The following is a 26,733-nucleotide window of genomic DNA, read 5'->3' as shown; positions in this document are numbered from 1 at the left end:
GTTGATGCATCAGCGACAGTCCAAGGAAGGAACGGACATGAGATTCCATCGAGATCAGCACCCGATGCACGAGGCTCGGAGGCGCGGCTTCGGCTTCCCGCCCGGCCCGCACGGCCATGGCCACGGCGGACCCGGCGGCCCCTGGGGTGGGCGCGGCCGGGGACGGGGTCGGGGTCGACGCCCGAACGTCCGGGGCACGGTGCTGGCACTGCTCACCGAGCGGCCGATGCACGGCTACGAGATGATCCAGGAGATCGACTCCCGCACCGGCGGGGCCTGGCGGCCGAGCCCTGGCTCGATCTACCCCACCCTCCAACTGCTGGAGGACGAGGGGGTGATCGTCGCCAGCACGGAGGAGTCCGGCGGCGGACGGAAGCGGTTCGCGGTCACCGAGGCCGGTCAGGCCGAGGCCACCGAGGCCGCGCAGACCCCACCGTGGGCGGAGTTCGCCGAGGACACGGTGAACAGCTGGCACGACATCCGTGACGCCGGTACGCAGGCGATGAGCGCGCTGCGCCAGGTGATGATGAACGGCACCGACGACCAGCGGGAGCGGGCCGCCAAGGTGCTCGACGAGACCCGGCGCAAGCTGTACGCGATCCTCGCCGAATCCGAGTGACGCGAGGCAGCACCACCCGGAACGCCAAAGAGCGGCCGTTTCCCCTGGGGGAGACGGCCGCTCTTTTCGGTACGCGTCGTCGGCGCGAGAGAGCGCCGCCGGACGGATCAGTGCACGGTGACGGTCGGGCCGGTGACCAGCCCGCGCAACTCCTCGGGCAGCTCGGCACCCATCTCGTCGGCGATCCGGAGCGCCTCCTCGATGAGCGTCTCCACGATCTGCGCCTCGGGCACCGTCTTGACGACCTGCCCCTTGACGAAGATCTGGCCCTTGCCGTTGCCGGAGGCGACGCCGAGGTCGGCCTCGCGGGCCTCGCCCGGACCGTTGACGACGCAGCCCATCACGGCCACCCGCAGCGGCACCGGCAGCCCTTCCAGACCGGCGGTGACCTCCTCGGCGAGCTTGTAGACGTCCACCTGGGCCCGCCCACAGGACGGGCAGGAGACGATCTCCAGGCCCCGCTCGCGCAACCCCAGCGACTCCAGGATCTGGTTGCCGACCTTGATCTCCTCGACCGGCGGGGCGGAGAGTGACACCCGGATGGTGTCGCCGATCCCCTCGGCGAGCAGGGCGCCGAAGGCGACCGCCGACTTGATGGTGCCCTGGAAGGCCGGGCCGGCCTCGGTGACGCCCAGGTGTAGCGGGTAGTCGCACTGCTCGGCCAACTGCCGGTACGCCCGGATCATCACGACCGGGTCGTTGTGCTTGACCGAGATCTTGATGTCCCGGAAGCCGTGCTCCTCGAACAGCGAGCACTCCCACAGCGCCGACTCGACCAGCGCCTCGGCGGTGGCCTTGCCGTACTTGCTGAGCAGCCGCTTGTCCAGGGAGCCGGCGTTGACGCCGATCCGGATCGGCACGCCGGCGTCACCGGCGGCCTTGGCGATCTCCCGGACCTTGTCGTCGAACTGGCGGATGTTGCCCGGGTTGACCCGGACCGCCGCGCAGCCCGCGTCGATCGCCGCGAAGACGTACTTGGGCTGGAAGTGGATGTCGGCGATCACCGGGAGCTGCGACTTCTTGGCGATCGCCGGCAGCGCCTCGACGTCGTCCTGGGACGGCACCGCCACCCGGACGATCTGGCAGCCGGACGCGGTCAGCTCGGCGATCTGCTGGAGGGTCGCGTTGACGTCGGAGGTGAGGGTGGTGGTCATCGACTGCACGGACACCGGCGCACCGCCACCGACCGGGACCGAGCCGACCATGATCTGGCGGCTGGCCCGGCGTGGTGCGAGCGGCGGGGGCGGCACGGCGGGCATACCGAGACTGATTGCGGTCACTTCAGGCACTCACCTTGAGAAGAGCGTGATCGGGTTGACGACGTCCGCGGCGATGGTGAGCAGGGTGAACGCACCACCAATCAGGATCACCACGTACGTGAAGGGCATCAGTTTGAGGTAGTCGACCCGGCCGGGGTCGGCCCGGCCGATCCGCGCGTAGATCCAGGAGCGGGCCCGTTCGAACCAGGCGATGGCGATGTGGCCGCCGTCCACCGGGAGCAGCGGCAGCAGGTTGAACACGCCGATGAAGAAGTTCAGCGACACGAAGAGCATGAAGAAGACCAGCCAGGCGTTGTTCTCCACGGCCTCGCCGCCGAGCCGGCTGGCGCCGACCACGCTGATCGGGGTGTCCACGTCCCGCTCGCCGCCGGTGAGGGCGGTCCACAGGGCGGGGACCTTCTGCGGGAGCCGCTGCAGCGCTTGGGCCGTACCGACGGCCAGGTCGCCGGTGAAGGAGGCGGTCGCGCCAAAGGCGCCGACCGGCCCATACGTCACCCGGGTGGGGGTGCTGGGGACGAGTCCGACGCCGAGGGCGGCCACCGGCCCGGCGGCGCCCTTCGGGTCGTCCAGGGGCGGACGCTGGGTCTGCGCGAGCACGGTGCTGGTGCTGCCCGACTGCCCGTCACGGACGTACTCGATCCGCGCGGTCTCCCCCGGCTTGAGATTGCGCAGCGTGGTGAGCAGGTCGCCGTAGTTGCCGATCGGGGTGCCATTGACCGAGGTGATCCGGTCACCGTCGCGCAGTTGCGCCTGGGCGGCGGGGCTGGCCGCGTCGGCGGGCGTGCATGCCCGCAGCGCGTTCTCCGGCACCACGCACGGGCTGAGCTGGATGACCGCCGGCTCATTGCGGGCCTGCGCGTCGGTGGTCGGGAAGTCCGGGTTGGGCAGGCCGGCGGAGACGGCGAGGATCCAGATGGTGATCAGGGCGAGCGCGAAGTGGGTGATCGACCCCGCGGCCATCACGATCGTCCGTTTCCAGACCGGGTAGCGCCACATCGCCCGCGGCTCGTCGGCCGGGTCCACGTCGTCGTCCTGCGGGGTCATCCCGACGATCTTGCAGAAACCGCCGAGCGGGATGCCCTTGACGCCGTACTCGGTCTCGCCCCGCTTGAACGACCAGAGGGTGGGGCCGAATCCGACGAAGTACTTGGTGACCTTCATCCCGAACGCCTTGGCGGTGAGCAGGTGCCCCGCCTCGTGCAGACTCACCGAGATGAGAATGGCCAGGGCGAAGAGGACCACCCCGAGCAGGTACGACATCAAGCTCCTTCCACCGAACCCGCGATGATCTCCTGCGCGTGCGCGCGTGCCCACGACTCGGCCGCGAGCACGTCCTCGACGGTACCTGGTTCGGCGAAGTCGGGAGCGTCCTCCAACACGCGCTCCAGCGTGTCGACGATGCCGAGGAACGGCAGCCGGCCCGCCACGAACGCCTCGACGCACTCCTCGTTCGCCGCGTTGTAGATCGCCGGGCGGCAGCGCCCGGCCTCCCCGGCGGCCTTGGCCAGCGCCACCGCCGGGAACGCGGCGTCATCCAGCGGGGCGAACTCCCAGGTGTGCGCGCTCGTCCAGTCGACCGCGGCGGCGGCCCCGGGCACCCGGTCCGGCCAGCCGATCCCCAGCGCGATGGGCAGCCGCATGTCCGGCGGGCTGGCCTGGGCAATCGTGGATCCGTCGGTGAACTCGACCATGGAGTGGATCACCGACTGCGGGTGCACCATCACGGTGATGTCGGCGTAGGGCACGTCGAACAGCTCGTGCGCCTCGATCACCTCAAGCGCCTTGTTGACCATCGTGGCCGAGTTGATCGTGACGACCGGCCCCATGTTCCAGGTCGGGTGCGCCAGCGCCTGCTCGGGTGTGACCTGCGTCAACTCGTCGCGGCCCCGGCCCCGGAACGGGCCGCCGCTGGCGGTGACGATCAGCCGGCGCACCTCACCGCGTGACCCGGAACGCAGGCACTGGGCCAGCGCCGAGTGCTCCGAGTCGACCGGGACGATCTGCCCCGGCCGCGTCACCGCGGCCTTGACCAGCGGGCCGCCGGCCACGAGGGACTCCTTGTTGGCCAGGGCGAGAGTACGACCACCGCGCAGCGCGGCCAGCGTAGGAGCGAGGCCCAGCGAGCCGACCACCCCGTTGAGCACGATGTCGCACGGCCACTGGGCCAGCTCGGTCATCGCGTCCGGCCCGGCCACGATCTTGGGAAGCTTGAAGTCGCCGGTGGCCCACCCGCGCCTGCTCGCCTCGGCGTAGAACGCGAGCTGGAGGTCCTGCGCGGCGGATGCCTTGGCCACCCCGACCGCGTCGACGCCGAGCTCCAGGGCCTGCGCGGCGAGCAGCGCGACGTTGCCGCCACCGGCGCCGAGCGCCACCACCCGGAACCGGTCCGGGTTGCGCCGGACGATGTCGATGGCCTGCGTGCCGATCGAGCCGGTGGACCCGAGCAGGACGAGGTCGCGGGGGGAAGTCACGGGGCCATTGTTCCCCAGAGGCGCTGAGCGCCCGCTGGGAGCCTCAGTCCTCGCCGGCCGACTCCTCCGGCGGCGCCTCCTCGTCCAACAGCTCCGCCGGATCGATGGCGAACTCGAACGGCTCCCGCATGGCGAAGGTGCTTCCCGCCGCAGCGGCGGCCAACGGTCGGTATTCACCGTCCACCAACTCGAACAGGGCGATGGTCGGCACCCGGTTGCGCAGGTCCACCCGGAGGAAGAAGGGCACCCCGACGGCCGCGTACTCCCGGGGGCGGTCGATCACGTCCTTGCGCCGATTACCCGGTGAAACGATCTCGCCCAGCAGCACCGCCTCGGCGATGGGAACCGTCGTGCGGCCACCGCCCGAGTTACGCAGCACAGCGATGTCCGGGATGAAGAGATCATCCTCAGACAACACGTTGATCTCCGGGTAGACCCAGAATCCGGCCTTCCGCGCGGCGCGGTGCAGCACGTAGGGCAACTCTCGCTCGACCGACTGATGATCGATTCCCGCATGTGGTGTCACGATCACGCTTCCGCTCAGGACCTCAACCTTGGGGCCGTTGGTCTCCGGCAACAGGTCAAGGGCGAGCTGCGCTGTCCACGGCTCGTCGTGCCACCGCAGCACGTCGAACGACGGCTCGGTGTGCTGCGGCGCCGGCTCCGGCGCGAACGCTGCCTGGGCCATCCGGGCTCACCCCCTTCGCGGACCATCCTGCTCAGCTCAGCCTAGCCGCGCAGCCCCGCCAACAGGCACGTCGCACGCAGTGTCCGTCAATGAGCGCGCCTGCGATGCCACGCCACCCACCGACCCCACCCCACCGTTGATCACTTTCTGCTGAGTATTTGCGGGGGCTGCTGCAGAGCGCCGGCCAGAACTCCGGGGTGAGGACCGCATCGAACTCCCCCGCAATCTCCGGGCTGCGCGACAACGCCCGGCGCTGATCGGCTCCAGATCGCCGATGTCGGGGTATCCCTGACACCCGGATACCCCGACATCGCCGAACCCGTGTCGATCAAGCCGCCGGCCGGCGACCGAGGGCCGCCGCAGCGGCCCTCGGTCGGGACTAGCCGCCGTTGATCACGAACTGCGATCCTGGCTGGATCACGATGTTGCCGTCGGCCGAGTTGGTGATGGTCACGTTGGTCAGCGTGGCGCTGCCCCGGGCCCCGCTCATCGCGAGGATGCCGGCGCCGTTGTTGGACTTGTCGATCCGCACGTTGGTGATCGCGACGTTCGGCATGTTGCCGCCGCCGTTCTTGAACTGGATGCCGTCGTACGTCGAGTCGTAGATGTCGGTGTCCCGGATCGTGACCCCGACGATGTCCCTGGTGGCGGGGAAGAGGGTGATGGCACCGAACTCCTGGTCCTCGTTCCAGAAGGCACCGCCGGTCCTGTAGAGCCCGTTGTTGGCGATCAGCGTCGTCCCGGAGAAGGGCAGCGGGTCGTGGTCGGTCGCCAGCATGATGCCCGGGTAGTTCGCGGTGTCGTAGATCAGGTTGTTCTCGATCGAGTTGTCGTAGCCGCCGTAGATGGCGATGCCGTTCGCGCGCCAGGGCAACTGGATGGTGTTGTTGACGAAGTGGTTGTCGTGGGCGATGTCCACGTTCCGGTCCTTGACGTACGGGTTGGCCCAGACGGCCAGCGCGTCGTCGCCGGTGGTACGGAAGGACGAGTTGAACACCCGCGAGTTCCGCGTGCCGTTGCTGAAGTTGATGCCGTCGGCATAGGTGTTGCGGATCCGCATACCGGTGAACTGCAAGCCGTCGGCCGGGCCCCAGAGGTCGGGGATGTTGTCGTAGTCGCGTCCCACCCAGACACCCACGTTGGCGTGCTCGATCCAGACGTTACTGATCCGGGTGCCTGTCCCGAACCGACCGTTCAGACCGACCCCGCCCTCGGCGTTGCCGTCACCGCCACGGATCCGGCCCGAGCCGAAGATGGCGATGTCGGAGATCTGGGTGTTCTTGTCGATGTCGAAGCCGAAGTTGCCCTCGTGCGGGTGGTTGATGCCGCCCACCACGTTCTGCGGCTCGGTCAGCGTGTAGAGCTGTGAGTGCCACATGCCGGCGCCCCGGATCGTGACGTTGCTGATGCCGACCTGGTTGTGCGTACCCCGGTTCAGCGGGTCGTCGGTCAGGATCTTCTGCTCCTGCCGCCACTGCCCGGCCGGAATCCAGACGCAGCCGATGACCCCGTTCTGGTCGTCGGTCACGGCCCGTTGGATGGCCGCGGTGTCGTCGAGCCCGTCGTTGGGGACCGCACCGTACGACGTGATCGAGGTGCACTCGGTCGGTTGGCTCGCGGCCGGCGCCACCTGCTCCAGGTCGATCATGTCGATGACGTAGAACGAGGCGGAGTCGCCGGCATCGCGCTGCAACTTGAACCGGGTGCCCGCCGGGTACGACTGCGACAGCAGCGCGTTCGACTCGTCGAACAGCCGCCGGGCGTCGGCCTGCGGGGTGTTGGTCAGCGCCTCCGGCCCGTCGGTGTTGCCGTAGAGCCAGCTGTGCCGCGACGAGAGGGTCAGCTTCCGGGAGAAGACGTCGTTGACGTAGAGGCTGATCGTCGCCTCGATGCCACCCCCGCCGGGCGCGTCCGGGATGGAGTTGCGCACCACGATGGAGTTGGCCTGGTTGGTCGAGGTGAACTCGACGAACTGGCCGGTGCTGTTTAGTCGTACCGACTTGCGGCCCGAGGACTCGGTGGCGAAGTTGGTGTGGCCGAAGGTGCGCAGCGGGTCGGCCTCCAACAGCGCGCCCTGGTACCGGCCGGCCTCGGCTTCGTAGGAGACGTACGGGACCGCCGCCCCACGCCCGACCACGATCGACTGGGTGAACGCGTTGTTGGTCTCGTTGGTCTCGGCGACGGTGTTGGTCGCGTCGGCGGTGGCGGTGATGGTGGCTCCGCCGCTGGTGGCGGTCCAGCTCCCGGCGACCGCGACGGTGACCGTCGCGCCGGCGGCGATCGACGCGGTGTTGGTGTTGAGCGTGGTGCCGCCCACCACCAACCGGGTGACCGTGGTCGCGCCGGTCGCGGTGGTGCCGCGGTTGCGTACCGCCACGGTGAACGTGACAGACGCCCCGACGGCCGGGTTCGGCGGGTTGGAGCTGATGCTGAGGACCTGCAGGTCAGGCCCCGGAGCCTGCGTGACCACCAACGGCGACGGTGCGGTGAAGCTGTTGTTGCCGTTGTTCTGCTCGACGATCGTGTTCGTCGGGTCGACCACCGCCGAGACGCTGTAGCTGCCCATCGGCCGGGTCCCGGCGTTGAACGAGACAGTGGTCGAGCCTCCCGCGCTGAGCGCACCCACCGCGGCGCTACCGGCAACCGTGCCGGCCAGGCTGAAGTTCACCGTGGTGGGTCCGGCCGCGGCCGAGCCCACGTTCTGGACCACGGCCGAGAGAGTGACCGGGGTGACCTCGCTGGGCGACGCGGGAGACCAGGTAGTCGAGCTGATGACCAGGTCAGGGTTGGGTGCCGGCGTGCCGCACACCTCAAGCTCGGCCACCTGGCCCGACGGCGCACCGGTGTTGGCGGTGAACCGCAGTTGCACGTCGGCAGTGGTCGCGGTGACCGGGATGGTGACCACGTTGTTGCCCTGGACGAACTGGTAGTTCGCCGCCGACACCAGACTGGTGTACGTGGACGAGGCCTGGTCGCGGCCGAGGATCTGGATGTTCTGGGTACGGGTGCCCCAGGCCGGGTCCGGGTTCAGCTTGACGGCGACGGCCGTGATCGAGTGGTTCGCGCCCAGCGCCACGGTCAGGGTCTGCGGGTAGCTCGCCGCGCCCTCCCAGTACGTCGTGACCTGCCCGTCGTTCGCCTTCTCCGGCGTGAAGGTGAAGGTGGAGCCGCTCGCCGTCATGGTCTTGCCCTGCGCCACGTTGGTGCAGGCGGGGGGCGGGGTGCCGGTCCGGGTGACGGTGTTGCTGTTTCCGGACAGGTTGCCCGCGCCGTCGCGGGCGCGGACGTAGTAGGACACGGTCGCCGTCGACGGCTGGTTGTCCTGGTACGTGAGGACGGTGCCCAGCGTCGCGATCAGGCTGCCGCCGCGGTAGACGTTGTAGCCGGCCAGCCCGCTGCCACCGGAGTCGGTGGAGGCGCCCCAGTTGAGCGTGATCGTGGTGCCCGACGTGCTGTGCGACAGCGTCCCCGGGACGCTCGGCGCGATGGTGTCACCGCTGCCGGTACGGGTCACCGTGTTGCTGTTTCCCGAGAGGTTGCCCGCGACGTCGCGCGCCCGGACGTGGTACGACACGGTCGCCGTGGCCGGTTGCGTGTCGTTGAAGGTGGTCACGTTCCCGATGGACTGCAGGAGCGTGCCGTTGCGGTAGATGTCGTAGCCGGCGATGCCGCTGCCGCCCGGGTTGTCGGTCGACGCGACCCAGTTGAGGGTGATCGTGGTGCCCGACTGGGTGTACGAGAGATTGCCCGGCACGCTCGGCGCGGTCGTGTCCGGACCGCCACCGCCGCTGCCGTAGACCTCAAGCTCGGACAGCTGCCCGGCCGGCCACCCGCTGTTCGCCGTGATGTCGATACGCACGTAGCGGGTCGAGGTCTGGCTGAAGTTGATCGTGACCGTGCTGCCGCTCGCCGGGTTGAACGTGTAGGTCTGCGACGGCACCAGGTTGCTGAATGACGATCCGTTGGTACTGCCCTGCACGCTCAGGGTCTGCGTGCGGGTCGCCCAGCCGGAGGTCGGCACCTTCAGCACGACCTGGTTCACGGCCTGCGACGAGCCAAGGTCGACCTGCACCCACTCGGGGAACGAGTTGTTGGTGCTCTCCCAGTAGCTGCCCGGGTTGCCGTCGACGACCTTCGACGAGTCGTAGACGTCGGCGTGGCCACTCTCCTGGGTCGGGCGGCCCTGGGCGAGGTTGGTGGCAGCCGGGGCGAAGGCGGTGCTCGTCGCGGCTGTCGTGCCGGCGGAGCGGGGGTTCTCCGCCGCGTTCGCGATGGCCGTCGACCCGGCCGTGGCGATCACCGTGGCCGCGACTGTCGCCGCCACCATCCTGAACAGATTCGTTCGTCTCATCACTGTCCTGTCGTTGGGGGGACGGTGCCGCGACGGACTGGCCACGGCGTGGGGCGTGATTCGGCGCGTCGTCGGCCGACGCGCGGGGGCGTGCCGGCCGGTGTGGGGAGGTGCCGAGGAGGCGAGGGTGGTGGTGGCAGCGGGAAAGGGCAGAAAAGACGCCAAAGAGTCGTCCCGCTGAAACTTGCGGCGTCATGCAAAGAATCAAGCACACCTTTGTCGAGATTTTGCATGACGTTGACCAGATGTTACTGACGTGCTACGAGGGCGTCAACACTTCGACCACCGTGACTATTGACGGCCGCCCATCCGTCGGCGTTCGGTGGAAATGAAGGGGCCCCTGTCAACGCCTGGCGTCGACAGGGGCCCTTCCTTCGCTTCGCTGGCGGTGGTCAGTCGGTCGGGGCGGGCAGGACGAAGGTCTCCAGCTCCTCGCCGCCGTACCAGTCGGTGCGCCGGCCCACGTGAGCCATGCCGAGTCGCCGGCAGACCGCCATCGACGGATCGTTGCCCGGCGAGACGACCGCGTAGATCTGCGGGGTGCCGGTGACGAACTCCCGCGCCGTCACCGCGCGGGCCGCCTCGGTGGCGTAGCCGTGACCCCACGAATCCGGGTGCAGGTGCCAGCCCACCTCGATGTCATCGGTACGCCGCGCCTCGTCCCGCCCCGGCAGCGGCTTGAGCAGCACCGTGCCGACCACCAGACCGGTATCGCGCACCTCGATCGCCCAGGTGCCGTACCGGCCATGGTCGGCGGCGTGGCGGTCCCGCCAGATCTGCAGCCGGTCGGCGGCCTGCGCCGGGTCGGTCAGCGGCAGCCCGGGTGCCGCACCCAGCCATCGCGTGATCTCGGGGCGGGAGTAGATGTCGTAGATGCGGGCCAGGTCGACCGGGTCCGCGGTCCAGTCGCGCAGGATCAGGCGTTCAGTGGTGAGAACGGTCATGGCGGGCGATCTTAATGAGTGACCGACCCTGGACAGGCAAAGGCATCATTGGCCGGCTGGTCCACCGCGGCGACCGCCTTGGTGCTGGTGATGCCGATGGCGCCGCCGACCACCACGCCCCGGGATCCGCCCGAGCCGGCCACGACGCTCACCCCCTCGCACCGGACCGGCGCGCCGCCGCCCGGCTGCGGGTGACGTTACCGAGACAGCCGGCACCCCGTACGGCGATCACGGGCCTCGGCCGTTACCGAAGGGTTGGGAAAAGTGCGGCGATAGTCGTTGGGATTCGTAATAGCGCCGGCCCCTTCGATTGCGTTACATCGTGGAATCTGGGCCGCCCTATTTCATGCTTCGCGCATTCGAACTAATGACATGTACCGGCCAGTTCGGCGCTTAGCGCACCTGGCAGGGTCGCCGGAGAATGGGCGACGGCAATATGCTCCCCGACGCGCCCCTTCCCTTGTCAATAGAGGAAGGTCAATCAATTCTTTCCCCATCCACGATCGACGCACGAAGCGGAAATCGAAAATAGGACTGCCGCCCAGAGCGGATGCGCCACTATTGGGGGGACACCATGGCCGTCGTCGTAGTGCTCGATATCGATGAAACTCTGCGCGAGCAGCACTGCCTGACGATCGAAGTCCGCTCGGACGACGCCGGTGTGCCCGTGGCGGTGGCCGCACTCCGGCAGGCTCTGCTCCGGCTCGAAGCGACGGGAGCCGGCGGGGAGCCGGTGGGCCCGGCCGTCGTCTCGTCACCGATCGCCTTGCCCGGCGCGCAGCTCCTCGTGATCGACTTCGGCCCGCTCCCCGCCGAGCATGTCCTCGCCATACCGGAGCTGCTGGCCCGGCAACTGCGCGATGCCGGTGTGCGCGACGCTCTGGTCTCGGTGGCCAGGCGCGGCCCGAGCCACGACATCGAGGAGTTCGGCGTGTCCGCCCGGGCCTACCTGCGCGGGCCACTCGGCGCGCCGTTCGGCGACGCCTCGTGCCAACTGCCCCCGCCCCTGCTGAACGTGGCGCTCGACTGGTTGCACGCCGAGCGCGGACCCGCGGACGAGCTGAGCGCGGTCGTGCTCGGCGTGCGGATTCCGCTCACCGCCGAGGCGGCCGGCTCGGCCACCGCCGCCGTACTGTCCACCCTGCCCACAGCCATCACGGTGACCCTGCTCGCCGGCGACCTCACCAACCGGCTGGTGGCCGCGACCGTCGGCGGCTACCACGACGTGCTACCCGCGGCGGCGTTCACCGTCGCGCCGCCGCGCGCCGACCCTACCGACGCTGACGACCTGGCCGGGTCGATGCACCGGCTGCGCGACAAGCTGCACGCACACAGCGGACTGCTGGCCTGGGCCGGAGTGGACGCCGAGCCGGACAGCCGTCGGGTGACCACGCCACAGTGGTCGCAGTGGCTCCCGAGCGACGGAATGCCGGTGACCCGGCGGCCCGGGGTGGAGATGCTCGCCGACGCGCTCATCCCCGACGCCATGTGGTACCAGATCCTCTCCGCCGGGCACCTCGACCGGCTCGGCGGCCTGCCACCCGGGGCGACGCCGCTGCCCGGCCGGCGGGCCGAGTTGACCGTCGGGGACGCCGAGCAGTGGCTGCCGGGCCACCCCGACGCCCTCGCGGTCCTCGCCCGGGGCCGCGAGCTGCTCGCCGGCTGCCTGGTCGACGAGGCGCAGGCGTGGCAGATGACGGCCGACCGGATCCGCCGTGCCACTCCGCCCGCCGGCCATTGGCCGCGCCGTCGCGATCCGAGAGGTTGAGGCGCAGGTACCAGCGGACCGCGACCACGATCACCTCGGTCGGGAACAGGAACCCGGCGAACGCCGACGTCGGAGGCAACCACGGGCGAGAGCGGGTCGATGACTTCACCGCTCACTGGTGCAGCATCCCTGTATCCGAGTCGCCCGTTTGATCGCTGAGTGGGAGGGTTCGGGTGCACCCCTGGTCCCCGCCGTGCCATCGCCATCACTGCTCGACCTTCGAGGTCCAGCTTGAGTTCTGCGAGGCCCGGCGGCCCAGGACACCCCGACTGGCTACAGGGCTATGCGCCAATGAGCGCCGATCAGTGAGCGACCGGCTGCGGTGTCCCGGGACCACCGGGTGTCTTCCCACTGATGCAACAGCGAGGAGACAACTGTGAGTATCAACCCCAACCCCACTGCCATGCGCGTCACGGCGGGGGTGGACTGGGCCAAGGACGACCACGCCGTCTGCGTGCTCGGCGATCAAGGGGAGGTCCTGGACCGGTTCACCGTGCCGCACGACGCGGCCGGGTTGAAGCGGATGGCCGCCCGGCTGCTGCGCGCCGGTGTCGAGCAGGTCGGCATCGAACGCGGCGACGGACCGGTGGTCCAGACCCTGATGCGGGCCGGACTGACCGTGTACGTGATCCCGCCCGGTCAGGTGAAGAACCTGCGCAGCCGGTACGGATCGGCCGGGAACAAGGACGACCGATTCGACGCCTACGTCCTGGCCGACGTGGTCCGCACCGACGTCCGCCGGCTGCGACCCATGGTTGTCGACAGCGAGCAGACCACCGCGCTGCGCGGCAGCGTCCGCGCCCGCCGAGACCTCGTCACCCACCGGGTCGCCGCAGCCAACCAGCTGCGGGCACACCTGCAGATCGTGTTCCCCGCCGCCGCAACGCTGTTCGCCGACATCGACTCGCCGATCACTCTGACCTTCCTGGGCCGGTTCACCACCCAGCAGGCCGCGGACTGGCTCTCGCCCAAACGCCTCGCCGTCTGGCTGCGCTCCGTCTCATACAGCGGAGGCGTTGACCCGGCCGTGCTGCACGCCCGGCTGCTTGCCGCACCCCGCGGCGTCACCGGCGAGCCCGCCGGCATCCACGCGGGCACCACCACCGCGCTGGTCGCCGTCCTGCGAACCCTGACAGCCCAGATCCAGATCCTGGCCGCCAGCATCGGCGAACAACTGGACGCGCATCCCGACGCGCCGATCTTCACGTCCCTGCCCCGCTCCGGCAGCGTCCGGGCCGCCCGGCTGCTCGCCGAAATCGGCGACGCCCGCGGACGGTTCCCCACCCGCGAATCGCTGACCTGCCTCGCCGGGGTCGCCCCCTCGACCCGACAATCGGGCAAGGTCAAGACCGTCATGTTCCGCTGGGGCGCCGACAAACAACTGCGCGACGCCCTCTGCGATTTCGCCGGCGACTCCCGCCGCGCCAACCCCTGGGCCGCCGATCTATACGCAAAAGCAACCGCCCGCGGCTGCGACCACCCCCACGCCGTCCGCATCCTCGCCCGCGCCTGGGCACACATCATCTGGCGCTGCTGGCAGGACAACGTCCCCTACAACCCAGCCACCCACGGCACCCTCCAAACCCTCCTCAACCAAAACCAACCAACAGCCGCCTGACCCAGGGGTTGACACAGGGCAACTCACTGCCCGCCCCCAGCGACTATCAGGTGGCCGGTTGGTATGCGGGCGGCCCGATGCCGGGGGAGCCAGGAGGTCCACCGGCGGTGATCGTGGGTCACGTGGACTCCCACACCGGCCCAGGGGTCTTCTACCGGTTGCGGGACCTGGTGGTGGGTAGTGAGGTTCAGGTCCGCGACATCGCCGGGTCGGTTATGAGTTTCCGGATTTATCGGCTCGACGAGTATCCGAAGGACAGGTTTCCCGCTGGCGCGGTCTACGCCCCCAGTGAGCGGGCGGAATTGCGGCTGATCACCTGCACCGGCACGTTCGACCGGCGGGCGGGCAGCTATCGGGACAACCTCGTCGCGTACGCCACTCTTGTCGGCGGTGGCTCATGAGCGGCACCCGGCGTCGGCTGTCCGTCGTGTGCCGGGGGCTCACCCGGCTGCCCGTCGTGTTGCTGCTGGCCGGCGTCGTGCTGCTGGTAGGCACCCCGATCGTCACGGGGCAGCTGCAGGAACAACAACGTTCCCCGGGCCTGGTCGGCCCGCCCGCGCGGACCGGGCCGCAGGCGGGTGCCGACGCCCTGCGATCCACCATCGCGAAAGCCCAGCGGCGGCTCGTCGATGTGCCGAAGGACTGGTCGACGTGGGCCGAGCTCGGCTCGGCATACGTGCAACAGGGCCGGATCACCGGTGACCCGTCGTACTACCCGAAGGCCGACGGCGCGTTGCAGCGCTCGCTGGAACTGGAGAGCGCCACGAACTGGAAGGCGATGGTCGGCACGGCGGCGCTGGCCAACGCCCGCCACGACTTCAGCGCCGCACGTGACTGGGGACGCCGCGCCGAGGCCCTCAACCCCCACTCCGGCAACGTCCACGGCGTGCTGGTCGACGCGCTCACCCAACTCGGCGACTACGACGGCGCGCGTATCCAGCTGCAGCGCATGCTGGACGTCGAACCAGGGGTGGCGGCGTTCACCCGCGCCTCCTACGACTTCGAACAGCGCGGGCAGGTCGCGGCAGCCCGCGACGCGCTCAACCGTGCCCTGGCCCAGGCCAGCAGCCCCGCCGACCGGGCCTTCTGCCGCTACTACCTCGGCGAGTTGGCGTTCCACAACGGCGACCCGCAGGCAGCCCTGCGGGAATACGACGCCGGCCTCACCGCCGATCCCACCTACCAGCAGCTTTACGCCGGACGCGGTAAGGCGCGCGCCGCGCTCGGCCAGAGCGACGACGCCCTCGCCGACTACGCCCGCGCCGTGCAGGCACTCCCGCTGCCCGAGCTGCTGATCGAATACGGTGACCTCCTCACCGTCGCCGGCAAGGCCGACCAGGCGCGCCAGCAGTACGACCTGGTCGCCGCAGCCCGACAGCTGTCCGCCGCCAACGGCATCTCCGACCACCTCACCGCGGCGACCTACCTCGCCGACCACGACCAGGCCGCCGAAGCATTGACCGAGGCACAGGCGGAATGGTCCGCCCGTCGCACCGTCCTGACCGCTGACGCCCTGGCATGGGCGCTGCACCGCAACGGACGTGACGCCGAGGCTCTGGACTACTCCCTGCAGGCCACCCGCCTCGGCTGGCGAAACGCCACCTTCTACTACCACCGCGGCGTGATCCGCCACGCCCTCGGCGACCGGGACCACGCTCGCGAAGATCTCAGCCTCGCGATGACGATCAACCCGCACTTTGACGTCGTTCAAGCGCCGATCGCGCGACGCCTGCTCGACAGTCTCGGCGGCGGCGGATGAGGCGGCGACAGGCCGGCGCCGCGGTAGCGGTGACCTTCATCGCGGTCGGGTGCGCTCTGGCACCGACGAGTCCGGCCATCGCCCACCCGCTGGGAAATTTCTCCGTCAACCACTATCACGGCCTGCAGCTGCATCCCGACCGGATCGAGGACCTGGCCGTCCTCGACGAAGCGGAGCTGCCCACCCTGCAGCAGAAACCCGCCGTCGACCGGGACGGCAACGGCACCATCGAGCCCGCCGAGGCGGCAGCCCACGCTGCCACCACCTGCGCGGCGATGGCAGGCGCCCTACACGCCGAGGTAGCCGGCCACACCCTGACGTGGACAGTTCTTGCCAGCAACCTCACCTACCACTCCGGGGCGGCGAACCTGGTCACCGGTCGCACCGAGTGTCACCTCACCGCCAGCGTCGACCTGCGGCGGGCCACCACGATCAGCTTCGAAGACACCTTCCGCACCGACCGCGTCGGCTGGCACGAGGCCACCGCCGTCGGACACGGCACCGGACTGCGCGACTCGCCGTTGCCGAGCACGAGCATCTCCGACGAGCTGCGCACCTACCCCAACGACCTGCTGTCCTCACCGCTCAACCACCGCTCAGCGCGGATCCAGGCCCTGGGCGCAGGCACCACATCCAGCGGCGAACGTCAGTCCGCGATCGCCGCCGCCGGCCCGATCGCCCGATCGATGACCGCCCTCGGTGACCGACTCAACACGATCGCCGGCGCGGACCGACTCACGCCGCTGGCCGGCGTACTGGCGATCCTCCTGGCCCTGCTGCTCGGCGGCGCCCACGCGATGCTGCCCGGGCACGGCAAGACGGTCATGGCCGCCTACATCGCCGGCCGGCGCGGCACCTACCGCGACGCCTTCACTGTCGGCGCCACCGTCACAGCCACCCACACCGCCGGCGTCCTGACCGCAGGACTGCTGCTCACCACCGCGTCGACCCTGGCCGGTGAAACCCTCCTCGGCTGGCTCGGTGTAGTCAGCGGCCTGCTCATCGCCGGCATCGGCGCCAGCCTGCTCCGGTCAGCGCTCCCTGCCCGGAGGAAGCACCAGCTGCCACAGCCGCAAACACTTGTCCTCGCGGGATCGGCACCCGGCGCCCACGTCACCGCCGAGTCCGACGTCACGGCATCGGGTCACCATCACGGTGACAGCCACCGCCACGACCACGATCACGGACATGAGCATCACCGTGGGCACCACCACCATCACCATGCCCGCGGCAGGGCCGGCCTACTCGGCATGGGCATCGCCGGCGGCATCGTGCCCAGCCCCTCCGCGCTCATCGTCCTGCTCGGCGCAGTCGCGCTGGGCCGAACATGGTTCGGCGTTCTCCTGGTCCTCGCCTACGGCCTCGGCATGGCCGCCACCCTGACCCTCGCCGGGCTCCTACTCGTCGGACTACACCAACGACTGCATCGCGGAATTTCCCCGCGGCCAGGGAGCTGGACCGGCCGACTCGCCACCGCCACCCCAATCCTCACCGCCACCCTCGTCCTCGTCGTCGGCGCCGTCCTCACCCTGCGAGCGGTATGGCCCCTCCTGACACCTACGACATAGCCATTACCGCGGATGCCTCAACCGCTTCGCGTCGACCGACGAGTCACGGCGCCTGGGCGTGGTTTCAGTCCTCGACTGTCAAAGACGATCTACGCTATGCCCCGACCTCCACATTCCTGACGTTCCCGTGGCCTTCCCCCGTCACGGACGACCAGCGGGCGCGGGTGGCGGAGGCAGGTCGGCGGGTGATCGCCCGCCGGCAGGAGATCTGCGCCGAGCAGCAGTTCGGGCTGAACAGGCTCTACGACCTCGTGGACGAGGGCGCCTACGCCGACCTCAGGAAGCTGCACAGAGAGCTGGACGAAGCGGTGGCCGCCTGTTACGGATGGCCCACGGCGATCGCCCAGGACAAGGACGAGATCGGCCGACGACTGTTCGCTCTCAACGTCGAGATCGCTCGGGGGCGAGGCTATGACCCGTTCGCTTGGCGGGCCGGCGAAGCGTCCGCCGAGCAACTCGGTTTCCCGGCCGTTTGACGCCCCGATCTCCGGCGCCCGCATGGGGCGGGGCACCGGAGGATCGTCACAACGGGCGGTCGAGGCTTCCCGCCGCGTCACCGAACCCCGCCACCTCGACACAGTCCCCGTCCCCGCCGGATCGGGAAGACGTGCGCCACGCACCGCCGCAGGGACCGCCACCGGGAGATTCATGAAGGTCTCTTTCAATCATCGATGGTTGTTGGTTGAATATCTTCGCCCAACCGACCTTCGTGCCCCTTCGACCCTCGGAGAAACCTCGTGAAAATCGCCACCGCCGCGCGCGCTCTGATCACCGGGGTGACAGCGGCCGCCATGGTGCTGCTCGGGCCGGTGGGATCCGCGTCCGCGGCGACCACCACCGTGGACAACGCGACCGCCGGACGCTTCACTGCCAGCGCCAACTGGGGCACCTCGTCCTGGTCCGGCCAGAAGTACGGAGCCGACTACCGGTTCGCGACGCCCTACACCGGCGGCAGCGACGCCGCCTGGTTCTCCGCCTCGATCCCGACTGCCGGCGCCCACCTCGTCGAGGTGTGGTACCCGGCGGACGCCGGATACAACAGCGCCACCCCGTTCATCGTGGCGACCACCGGCGGCAACCAGACCGTGGTCGTGGACCAGCGCTCCAACGGAGGCCGTTGGGTCAGCCTCGGCACCTTCACGCTGGCCGCCGGCGACCACCCCGTGGTCGGGGTGAGCCGCTGGAGCACCGGCACCGGCTACGTCGTCGCGGACGCCGTCCGGATCACCTCCACAACCGGCGGCTCCGGCTTGTCCTTGCCGCTGACGAAGAGCGCGCTGCCGCGCTCCGAGTACGACGACCCGCACCACGACTACCCCGCCATCGACCTTCCCGTCGGCACCGGCACCCGGGCGTACGCCGTGCGGGCCGGCACCGTGACCATCATCAACGACAGCTCCTGCGGCCAGGGCGTCAACCTCACCGGCACCGACGGAGCGGTCTACACCTACTGCCACTTCTCGGCGTGGTCGGTGAGCAACGGCGCGTCGGTCGCGCCCGGCCAGCAGCTCGGCCTCACCGGCAACACCGGCAACTCCACCGGGCCGCACCTGCACTTCGGTATCCGCACCGGCAGCACCCGGCGGTGCCCGCAGAACTTCCTGCTGGCGCTCTACGACGGGGTGACCCCGCCGGCGGCGACGAGCCTGCCCACCACGGGCTGCTTCTACACGAGCCTCGGCGCGGCCCGGAGCCTGCCGCTGGGCTGACCACCGACACACCGTACGCCGGAGCCGCCGGATGACGTCCGTCCGGCGGCTCCGGCATGCCGCACGGCGGGCGATCCCGTGCGTGACGGGAGGCGGTACGGGGAAAGGAACCCCGATGGGCGGCGGGCTGCAACAGACAAAGCGGATCATCAGTGCGGCGTTCCGCCCGGTGCAGGGGCGGGACCTGTCGTTGCACGCCGCCGCGATCACCTTCTACGGGGCGATCGCCGTGGTGCCGGTGGCTCTGCTGGCGATCTGGCTCACCTCTCTGGTCGCCGGGGCCGACCGGGTACGCCGGCTCACCTCGTACGCCGTGGAGGCGCTGCCCACCGCGATCGGCGCGCCCCGGGCGGTGGCCGCGCTGGTCAACGCCGGGGTGGAGTTGACGCCGCTGCTGGCGCTGGCCTCGCTGCTGCCCGCGTCGCTGTACGGCGAGGGCCTACGGCGGGCGTTCGTCTCGGTGGCCGAGCCTCGCTCGGACGAGCACCTGGTCGGCTGGCGGGGCCGGCTGCTCCTGCTACCGCTGCTCGCGCCGGCCCCCGCGCTACTGCTGTCGATCCTGCTGGCGCTGCCGCTCACCACCGGCCTGGTCCGGCAGGGCGGCTGGGTGGGTGCGGTGGGTGTGGTGGTGTCCTTCCTGGCGGTCTGGCTGGTGCTCACGCCGGTGCTGCTCTGGGTGTTCCGGGTGGTCGGGCCGGCGTCACCGGACTGGCTCTCGGCGCTCGTGATGGGGTCGTTCACGGCGGCGAACCTGTCTGGTTTCATGCACGGCTTCGTGCTCTTCGCCTCCCTTCCGCTGGACCTGGGTGTGCCGTTCGGCGGCTTCGACGAGATCGGCGCCGGCGTCGCCGTGCTGCTCTGGCTCTACCTGTTCCACGTCATCGTGCTGTCCGGCTACTCAGCCACCCTGGTCCTGTCCCGGTGGCGCGCCCAGCGCAGCCCCGGGCAGGACGCGGGGGGTCAGCGGCGGAAGGGGCCGGTGACCTCGTAGGTGATGCCGCCGCTGCCGGTGGAGGTGCCGGAGGGGCCGCGCTGGGAGGAGAAGTAGAGGCGCGATCCTTCCGGGGAGAAGGCCGGGCCGGTGATCTCGGAGGAGGACTGCCCCAGGATCCGCACGACCGGCGCGACCACGCCGGCCGGCGTGATGACGTTGATTTCCATGTTGCCGCCGTCCTCGGCGACGTAGAGGTCACCCGCAGCGGTGCCGGTGATGTTGTCCACGCCGGTCAGCGGTGCGGTGCCGGCCGGCACCAGCGAATCGTCGTAGGCCAGGTCGAGGCGCTGGTTGACCGCGTCGTACGCCCACACCCGGTTGTCGCCCTTGGTGGTGAACCAGCAGGTCCCCCGGTCGTACCAGCAGCCCTCACCGCCGTCGAAGTGCTTCGCCGCGCCGACCTGGAAGCGGGTGGGGATCGGGAAGCCGTCCCGGTCCGGCACGTCCCGCCACGTGACCGGGCCGGCGACCTGCCCGGCCGGCGCACAGAGCACCTGGACGCGTCCGGTGCGCAGGTCGCCCCAGGTGTCCGGCACGAACCGGTAGAAGCAGCCGTCCTCCTCGTCCTCGGTCAGGTAGACCACCCTCCGGTCCGGGTCGCAGGCAGCGGCCTCGTGGGTGAAGCGACCCATCCGGGTCCGCTCCTCGGCCGCCCGGCTGCCGTCCGGCCACGTCTCGAAGACCCGGCCGAGCGGCACCTCCTCACAGGAGAGCCACGTGCCCCACGGAGTGGGGCCACCGGCACAGTTGACGTTGGTGCCGCCGAGGATCCGGTACGCCGAGGCAACCGAGCCGTCCGCGGCGAACCGGACCGCCGAGGCGCCGCCCACCAGCGGGATTTCCGAGTTCGACACATAGATCCAGCCGTCGCCGGCCGGGAAACAGGCACCCCCGTCCGGCGCCCAGTGCCAGAGGTACGAGGTGCCGGCGACCCGCTGACCGGAGCGGGCGATGACCCGGCTGGTGAAACCGGCGGGCAACTGGACGCCATTGGCGTCGGCTTCCAACAGTTCCCCGTAGGGACCGGGCCCGGGCTGGGCGGGGGCGGCCAGCGCCGCGCCGGCCCAGAGACTGCCGGAGAAGGCGGCCGCCCCGGCGACGGCGGAACGCAGGACAGTACGACGATCCACGGATACCTCCCAGATGACGGTCGATGCCCCGATGACGCTAGGGCCACCGGGGCATCGATCGAATCCACTATCCGGTAAACGCGAAATGACGCCTCCCGGGCTCCGTATCCCGCCGGCACCCCCACAACCGGCCCGGCGCGACTAGGCTGCCCGGGCATGAGCAGCCCCGATGCGCTTCCCGCTCGCGCCGACGTCGTGATCGTCGGTGCCGGGCACAACGGCCTGGTCTCCGCCATCCTGCTGGCCCGCGCCGGGTTGGACGTCCTGGTGCTGGAGGCCGCCGACGTGATCGGCGGTGCGACCCGCACCGAGACCCCGTTCCCGAAGGTGCCCGAGCTGCGTCACTCCACCGGGTCGTACCTGCTCGGGCTGATGCCACCGGAGCTGCTCGCCACGCTCGACGTGCGGATCCCGGTGCTGCGCCGCGACCCGCACTACTTCCTGCCCACGCCGGGCGGCCTCGGCTCGCCCTACCTGCTCTTCGGCAGTGACACCGCGGCGACCCGGGCGCAGCTCGCCGAGTTCTTCTCCCCCGCCGATGTGGCCGCCGACGACGCCATGCAGGCCGAGTTGGCCGCGCTGCGCGAGGATCTCGCCCCGGCCTGGCTGGCCGAGCCGCTGACGGCCCAGGAGACCGCCGAGCGGCACGTCCGCCCGGCGCTGCGCCAGGTGTTCGTCGACCTGGTCCAGGGCTCGGTCGCCGACTACCTCGCCCGCTTCGAGTTCCGCTCCGAACTTCTGGTCAGCATGTACGCGGTGACCGACGGGCTCTCCGGGCTCAACGCCGGCCCGGACGACCCCGGCACCGGCCACAACTTCCTGGTCCACAACATGTGCCGGCTGCCCGGCTCGGGCGGCACCTGGATGATCGCCGAAGGCGGGATGGGCACGGTCTCACGTACGTTCGCCGACGCCGCCCGCGCCGCCGGCGCGACCATCCTGACCGGTACGCCGGTCACCGCGGTGACCCTTGACGGCGGCGCGGCGAGCGGTGTCGTGCTCGCCGACGGCCGGCAGGTCGCCGCCCGGGTGGTGCTTGGCGCGTGCGACCCGTACCGGCTGATGGACCTGTTGCCCGACGGCGCGCTACCGGCGCCGCTCGGCGAGCGGATGGCGGCGGTCCGCCGGCCCGGCACCACGCTGAAGCTCAACCTGGCGTTGACCGGGCTGCCGCACTTCTCCTGCCTGCCGGCCGGCACGCCGAGCCCGTTCGGCTCGACCATCCATCTGCTGCCCGGCTCCGCGTCTCTGGTCGGCGGGGAGGCCACCTCGCCCATGGCCGCGCTGCGCGCCATGTGGGCGGACGTGCAGGCCGGCCGGCTGCCGGCCGAACCGACAATCGAGTGGTACCTGCACACCACCGTCGACCCGTCACTCTCCGACGCGGCGGGGCACCACTCGTCGGCGCTCTTCGTCCAGTCGGTCCCCTACGAGCTGGCCGGCACCACCTGGGATGCGGCGCTGCCCGGCTACGTCGACCGGCTGATCGAGATCGTCGAGCGGTACGCCCCCGGCACCGGCGACCTGATCGCCGACGCGGTGCCACTGCCCCCGCCGGGCATCGAGGCCCACTTCGGCATCACCGGCGGGCACATCCACCATGTCGACAACACCGTCTCGTTCACTGACCGGATGCCCTACGCCACCGGGATCGACGGCGTGTACGCCGGCAGCGCCGGCTGCCACCCGGCCGGCAGCGTGATCGGCGCCGCCGGCCACAACGCCGCCCGCCGCATCCTCGCCGACCTAGGCCGCTGACCCCTCCCTGGACGGGCCGGCGGACGGCCGAAGGTCGCCGGGACCCCCGATCAGGTAGAAGGCGACCAGCAGGAGGTACGCGCCGAGGCTGAGGATGGGGTCGACGAAGACGAAGGCGAAGGCGACCAGGTAGAGCAGGGGCTTTATCAGGATCCGCCGTGCGATCGCCCGGGCCAGCCGGGGATCCAGGTCGGGGTGGAGCAGCCCGCGCCGACGGGCCCACCACCAGCTCAGGTTGACGAAGAGCGCCTCACCGAGCACGGTGCCGAGGTAGAGGGCGGCGGTCAGCCGCTGCTCGGTCGCACTACCGCGCAGGTTGTCCGACAGCAGGTCGGCGGTGAACGGGATCGTGGCGATGAAGAGCAGCACGAGCAGGTTGAGGACCAGCAGCATCTGGTCGACCCGGACCACGTACCGCCACAGGTTGTGGTGGGCCAACCAGACCTGCCCGGCGATCGCGAAGGTGATCACGTACGCCAGGTAGGACGGCCAGGCGTGGGCGAGGGCGTCCGGAAGCTCCCGCCCGCCCTCCCGGGCCGGGCCCGTCTGGAGCAGCTCGACGGCCATCACCGTCAGCACGACCCCAAAGACCCCGTCGCTGAACGTCTCCACCCGGGCAGCGTCCCGAGCCTTCTCCCGGCCGCGCCCGTACCGGTACTCGTTCTCCCGCGCGTCCGCCCCCGCCACGCCCGCCCCACTCTCGGTGGTGTCCGGCTGCTACCGGCCCGCGGCTTTCGCCACTCCACTGATCGTGGCGCACGGAGGGGCCGCGCGGACGCGGATCGAGGTGCGACCGGGGCACGACGTCGCGCGCCCCGGCCGGCTCGTCAGATCACGGCTTCGCCGGCCGGGGCGGGGGCTTCCGCGTCGACGCGGTGGGCGCGGACCTTGTGGCCGACGCTGGTCAGGCAGCGGCCGCTGGGCAGGTCGAAACGCCAGCCGTGCAGCTGACAGGTGAGCTGGTCGCCCTCGACGATGCCGAACCGGGTCAGGTCGGCCTTCAGGTGCGGGCAGCGCCGCTGGATCACCCAGTCGCCCAGGGTGACGTCCTCGGCGTCGGTGCTCCGCTCGTGCTCGTCGTACCAGCCCTCGGCGTACTGGAGCCGCTCCTCGGAGAGGCACTTGAAGAACGCGTAGACGAACTCGTTGTACTGGCCGATCCGGGCCGCCGAGAACCGGCAGGAGAGGAAGAGCGAGTTGACCCAGTCCACCTCGTCGATGAACAGCAGGTGCTCGATCAGCGCCCGCTCGGTACGGAACCGGTAGCGGACCTTCTCGTCGGCGTACGGCCGGACCTCCTTGCCGGGGAAGTCCACCACGATGGATTCGACACTCTCGCCGTCGTAGCCCACCAGGTCGAAGCGGACCGGGCCTCCGACCCCCTTGGCCAGGTAGATCGACTCGTCGAGCAGCGGCTCGATCCGGGCCTTCATCTGGCCGAGCACGTCCACCTCGGGGTGCCGCCAGGACGCCTTCTCCGCCTCGATGATGGGGCGCTTGCGCTCCCGCATCTCCTCCAGGTGGGCGACCTTGTTCGCGAAGAACTCCTCGATCGGCACCGGGTGGGTGGTGGTCGCGCCCTCGGTGGTGACCTCGGTGACGCTGCCGGGCAGCAGCACGATCCCGTTGGTGCCGCCGACCTTGGCGTACTCCGCCAGGAAGACGGACTGGTCGGGGAAGATGTTGCCCTCGTCGCCGTGGATGTCGTTGAACTGCCACAGCGCGTCGTCGAGGAAGCACGGCGGGCCGGCGATCGGGAAGACGTGCGACGCCTTCAGGTCGTCGATGTAGCGCCAGGTCCGGTCGAACTGCCGCTCGCGCTTCTGCTTGCCGAACGCGGTCTTCGCCGCCTGCGGCAGCTCGTAGACCATCGGGTACCAGATCGCACCGGAGAACTGGAGCATGTGCGCGTGCACGTGCCCCAGCTCGGTGAAGACGCTCAGGTCGGTCGGGCGGGCGTCGTTCTGGTTGAGCAGCCGCACCCCGTCGTACTCCACCCAGAGCGAGGAGTCCCCGATCGGGCCGTCGGTGGGGCTGGTCAGCGCCTGGATCATGACCTTGAGCCCGCCGTCCAGCTCGACGACCTGCTCGTTCGGCGCCTTGAGGAACTTCGTGAAGCCCAGCTCCCGCAGCTCGTCCTCCATCTCGGAGGTGGGGAACTCGGGCAGCAGCACGGTCGCCTGCTTCGACACATACCGCCTCAGGTGCTCCGCGTCGAAGTGGTCCCGGTGCAGGTGGGAGACGTACAGGTAGTCGACCTGGCCCAGGCTCTCCCAGTCCAGCAGAGAATTATCCGGGAATGGGAACCATGAGGCGAAATAGGCCGGATTGACCCACGGGTCGCACAGGATGCTGCCCGCGGCCGTGTCGATCCGCATACTGGCGTGCCCGGTTCCGGTCACTCGCACCGCACAGTCCCCCTCAAACAGACAATCAGGTGTACGCCAAACGCTACCGGAGGGAGTCTGACCGCCGCCCCGCGACGCCCGTAGTGCCATTGGGCCCGGGCCGGCAGGGCCTGACGGCCGGGAAACCCCCACCGCGCCGCCCCGGGCAGGAGGCGTGCCAGACTAACCAAAGATCCGATCGCGAGGGAAGGACCGACAGTGGCAGGAAGCGAGCCGGTAACGTCGCCAGACCAGCACAAGCCCGGGCACCGTAAGTCCGGGCGCATTGGCGCAGTGCTCTCCGCGCTGGCGCTGCTGGCGATGATCTGCGGCAACCACGAGGGCAAGGTCGAGGACATCTGGCTGGTCGGCCTGGCCGCGCTGCTGCTGATCATCGTGATCGGCGACGCCGTGCTGCGGCGCAACGGTCTGCGCTCCTGACCGACCGACCGTCGGACAACCGGCCGACAACGCCGAGGGCCCGCCCCCACCCGGGGGACGGGCCCTCGTCCGTACGCGTCGGGGTCAGCGCCCGAAGAGGATGTCCTGCACGTCCTTGAGCGCGGCGTCGACCTCGGCCTCGAAGTAGCCGCCGGGAACCAGGCCGAACCGGAGCGTGTCCAGGTCCTTCGGGTTGACCGGCATCGGGTTGCGGCCCTGCATACCGCCGAGCAGGGTGTCGAAGAACCGGTCGACCTGGTCCGGGTCGTACCCGCTGCCGAATCGGCGCACCTGGAAGCTGCGCCGGATCTGATCGACCCGGTACAGGTCGCTGCCGGGCGGGCCGGCCATCGGCGGACCCCCGACCGGCGGGCCGGCAACGGCGGGCGGACCGGCCATCGGCGGGCCACCGATGCCCTGCTGCGGCATCGGGGGCGGGCCGGCCGGACCACGTCGCATGTCGCGCAGGTCCCGCTCGGGCATCCGGATCTCGGCGGTCATGTCGGCGCGACCGTGCCGACCGGCCTCGAAGCCGTCGAAGCGCGGCTCCTCCGGGGGGTAGCCGCCGGGCGAGCGCTGGTCATCGGGGGGACCGTAGCCACCGGGCATCCGCTGGTCGTCGGGGGGGCCGTAGCCACCGGGCATCCGCTGGTCATCCGGGGGGCCGTAGCCACCGGGACCGGCGGGCAGGCCGCGCTGCGGGGCACCGTGCCCACCCATCGGGCCGCCAGGCCCCATCGGGCCGGGGCCGCCCGGACCGCGTGGCCCGTCGTAACCGCCGCGGGGGGCGTCATACCCACCGGCGAAGGCACCGGTCGGCTCGTCGTAGCGGCCGTAGCGATCGGCGGGTGGGCCGGCCTGCGCCGGCATCGGCCGGGGCGGCATCGGCTGCGGAACCATGCCCCGGTCGTCGCGCATGGGCGGACCCAGCCGGTCCGGCGGGCCCATCCGGTCACCCATCCGGGGGTCGCCGCCGCGCCCGGCGGCACTGCGCTCCTCCAGCTCGGCCAGCTGCCGCTCGACCCGGTCCAGGTGCAGGTCGACCTGCCACTCGTCGTAGCCGTTGAAGCGGACCCGGAAGACGACGTCGTGGACCTCCTGGGAGGCCACCGGCGCGCCGACCTGTCGGCCGTCGAGCGTCGCCTCGACCCGGTCGAGGAAGGCATCCACCTCGTCGACCTTGTATCCCCGGCGGAGCGCCTTGCGCCGGAAACGCTGACCCTGACTCGCCACTATGTCTCCTGGTCT

22 protein-coding genes and 1 pseudogene are annotated in these 26,733 nt (G+C 70.4%); 12 read left to right on the top strand and 11 right to left on the bottom strand.

Annotated features, from left to right (window positions below; translation table 11 throughout):
- The first annotated feature begins 37 nt into the window (after positions 1-37).
- Positions 38-619, top strand: coding sequence for a PadR family transcriptional regulator (locus tag OG470_RS14610; protein ID WP_328424595.1), 582 nt, complete (start codon positions 38-40; stop codon positions 617-619).
- A gap of 107 nt (positions 620-726) precedes the next feature.
- On the opposite strand, the gene ispG is transcribed toward OG470_RS14610, so the two are convergent.
- The 6 genes from ispG to OG470_RS14580 form a co-directional block, all read right to left on the bottom strand.
- Positions 727-1,899, bottom strand: coding sequence for a flavodoxin-dependent (E)-4-hydroxy-3-methylbut-2-enyl-diphosphate synthase (ispG, locus tag OG470_RS14605; protein ID WP_328424594.1), 1,173 nt, complete (start codon positions 1,897-1,899; stop codon positions 727-729).
- A gap of 9 nt (positions 1,900-1,908) precedes the next feature.
- A complete protein-coding gene (locus tag OG470_RS14600; protein ID WP_328424593.1) occupies positions 1,909-3,159 on the bottom strand; it encodes a M50 family metallopeptidase in 1,251 nt (416 codons plus the stop codon).
- Entirely contained in the window at positions 3,159-4,370 is a 1,212-nt protein-coding gene (gene dxr, locus OG470_RS14595; protein WP_328424592.1) for a 1-deoxy-D-xylulose-5-phosphate reductoisomerase, read from the bottom strand. The genes OG470_RS14600 and dxr overlap by 1 nt, the downstream gene beginning before the upstream one ends.
- Before the next feature lie 43 nt (positions 4,371-4,413).
- Positions 4,414-5,058 (bottom strand): Uma2 family endonuclease, encoded by a 645-nt coding sequence (locus OG470_RS14590; RefSeq protein WP_328424590.1) that lies wholly within the window; start codon positions 5,056-5,058, stop codon positions 4,414-4,416.
- A gap of 379 nt (positions 5,059-5,437) precedes the next feature.
- Positions 5,438-9,409 (bottom strand): CARDB domain-containing protein, encoded by a 3,972-nt coding sequence (locus tag OG470_RS14585; RefSeq protein WP_328424588.1) that lies wholly within the window; start codon positions 9,407-9,409, stop codon positions 5,438-5,440.
- A gap of 392 nt (positions 9,410-9,801) precedes the next feature.
- Entirely contained in the window at positions 9,802-10,353 is a 552-nt protein-coding gene (locus tag OG470_RS14580; RefSeq protein WP_328424586.1) for a GNAT family N-acetyltransferase, read from the bottom strand.
- Between the two features lie 18 nt (positions 10,354-10,371).
- Here OG470_RS14580 and OG470_RS14575 point away from each other — a divergent pair, with 18 nt between their 5' ends.
- From OG470_RS14575 to OG470_RS14545, 7 genes are all read left to right on the top strand, one after another.
- Positions 10,372-10,548 (top strand): hypothetical protein, encoded by a 177-nt coding sequence (locus OG470_RS14575; RefSeq protein ID WP_328424584.1) that lies wholly within the window; start codon positions 10,372-10,374, stop codon positions 10,546-10,548.
- A 379-nt stretch (positions 10,549-10,927) separates the two neighbouring features.
- Positions 10,928-12,121: a hypothetical protein gene (locus OG470_RS14570; RefSeq protein ID WP_328424582.1), complete on the top strand. Its 1,194-nt coding sequence runs from the start codon at positions 10,928-10,930 to the stop codon at positions 12,119-12,121.
- A gap of 376 nt (positions 12,122-12,497) precedes the next feature.
- Positions 12,498-13,739, top strand: a complete 1,242-nt coding sequence (locus tag OG470_RS14565) for an IS110 family transposase (RefSeq protein ID WP_328424580.1) — start codon at positions 12,498-12,500, stop codon at positions 13,737-13,739.
- A gap of 8 nt (positions 13,740-13,747) precedes the next feature.
- Positions 13,748-14,140: a sortase domain-containing protein gene (locus OG470_RS14560; protein ID WP_328424578.1), complete on the top strand. Its 393-nt coding sequence runs from the start codon at positions 13,748-13,750 to the stop codon at positions 14,138-14,140.
- Positions 14,137-15,498, top strand: coding sequence for a tetratricopeptide repeat protein (locus OG470_RS14555; RefSeq protein WP_328424576.1), 1,362 nt, complete (start codon positions 14,137-14,139; stop codon positions 15,496-15,498). Before OG470_RS14560 ends, OG470_RS14555 begins: the two co-directional genes overlap by 4 nt.
- Entirely contained in the window at positions 15,495-17,066 is a 1,572-nt protein-coding gene (locus tag OG470_RS14550; RefSeq protein ID WP_328424574.1) for an urease accessory protein UreH domain-containing protein, read from the top strand. Before OG470_RS14555 ends, OG470_RS14550 begins: the two co-directional genes overlap by 4 nt.
- Positions 17,067-17,251: 185 nt before the next feature.
- On the top strand, positions 17,252-17,542 hold the full coding sequence (locus OG470_RS14545; RefSeq protein ID WP_328424572.1) for a hypothetical protein: 291 nt from the start codon (positions 17,252-17,254) through the stop codon (positions 17,540-17,542).
- Positions 17,543-17,594: 52 nt separating this feature from the next.
- On the opposite strand, the pseudogene OG470_RS14540 reads toward OG470_RS14545, so the two are convergent.
- Positions 17,595-17,735 (bottom strand): annotated as a pseudogene (locus OG470_RS14540) (DUF397 domain-containing protein); the annotation flags it as partial.
- 68 nt (positions 17,736-17,803) lie between these two features.
- Between OG470_RS14540 and OG470_RS37225 the strand changes: the two are divergent.
- Complete coding sequence (locus tag OG470_RS37225; RefSeq protein ID WP_386989747.1) at positions 17,804-18,775, top strand: golvesin C-terminal-like domain-containing protein; 972 nt, start codon at positions 17,804-17,806, stop codon at positions 18,773-18,775.
- Between the two features lie 115 nt (positions 18,776-18,890).
- Positions 18,891-19,766, top strand: a complete 876-nt coding sequence (locus tag OG470_RS14525) for a YhjD/YihY/BrkB family envelope integrity protein (protein ID WP_328424568.1) — start codon at positions 18,891-18,893, stop codon at positions 19,764-19,766.
- On the opposite strand, the gene OG470_RS14520 is transcribed toward OG470_RS14525, so the two are convergent.
- A complete protein-coding gene (locus OG470_RS14520) occupies positions 19,736-20,899 on the bottom strand; it encodes an alkaline phosphatase PhoX (protein ID WP_328424566.1) in 1,164 nt (387 codons plus the stop codon). The two genes, OG470_RS14525 and OG470_RS14520, sit on opposite strands and share 31 nt — an antisense overlap.
- A 156-nt stretch (positions 20,900-21,055) precedes the next feature.
- Between OG470_RS14520 and OG470_RS14515 the strand changes: the two genes are divergently transcribed.
- Positions 21,056-22,657 (top strand): phytoene desaturase family protein, encoded by a 1,602-nt coding sequence (locus OG470_RS14515; RefSeq protein WP_328424564.1) that lies wholly within the window; start codon positions 21,056-21,058, stop codon positions 22,655-22,657.
- Here the strand turns inward: OG470_RS14515 and OG470_RS14510 are convergent.
- Complete coding sequence (locus OG470_RS14510; RefSeq protein ID WP_328424562.1) at positions 22,646-23,344, bottom strand: TMEM175 family protein; 699 nt, start codon at positions 23,342-23,344, stop codon at positions 22,646-22,648. The two genes, OG470_RS14515 and OG470_RS14510, sit on opposite strands and share 12 nt — an antisense overlap.
- A gap of 140 nt (positions 23,345-23,484) precedes the next feature.
- Positions 23,485-25,065 carry a Rieske 2Fe-2S domain-containing protein gene (locus tag OG470_RS14505; protein WP_328424560.1) on the bottom strand — a complete coding sequence of 527 codons (1,581 nt, stop codon included), beginning with the start codon at positions 25,063-25,065 and terminating at the stop codon, positions 23,485-23,487.
- 198 nt (positions 25,066-25,263) lie between these two features.
- On the opposite strand from OG470_RS14505, the gene OG470_RS14500 reads away from it, so the two are divergent.
- Entirely contained in the window at positions 25,264-25,485 is a 222-nt protein-coding gene (locus OG470_RS14500; protein WP_328424558.1) for a DUF2631 domain-containing protein, read from the top strand.
- An 84-nt stretch (positions 25,486-25,569) separates the two neighbouring features.
- Here the strand turns inward: OG470_RS14500 and OG470_RS14495 are convergent, their stop codons facing one another.
- Complete coding sequence (locus OG470_RS14495) at positions 25,570-26,718, bottom strand: DivIVA domain-containing protein (protein ID WP_328424556.1); 1,149 nt, start codon at positions 26,716-26,718, stop codon at positions 25,570-25,572.
- Positions 26,719-26,733: the final 15 nt, after the last annotated feature.

The organism is Micromonospora sp. NBC_00389, assembly GCF_036059255.1.
Lineage (GTDB): Bacteria > Actinomycetota > Actinomycetes > Mycobacteriales > Micromonosporaceae > Micromonospora.
This window is presented reverse-complemented; position numbering and strand designations above follow the sequence as displayed.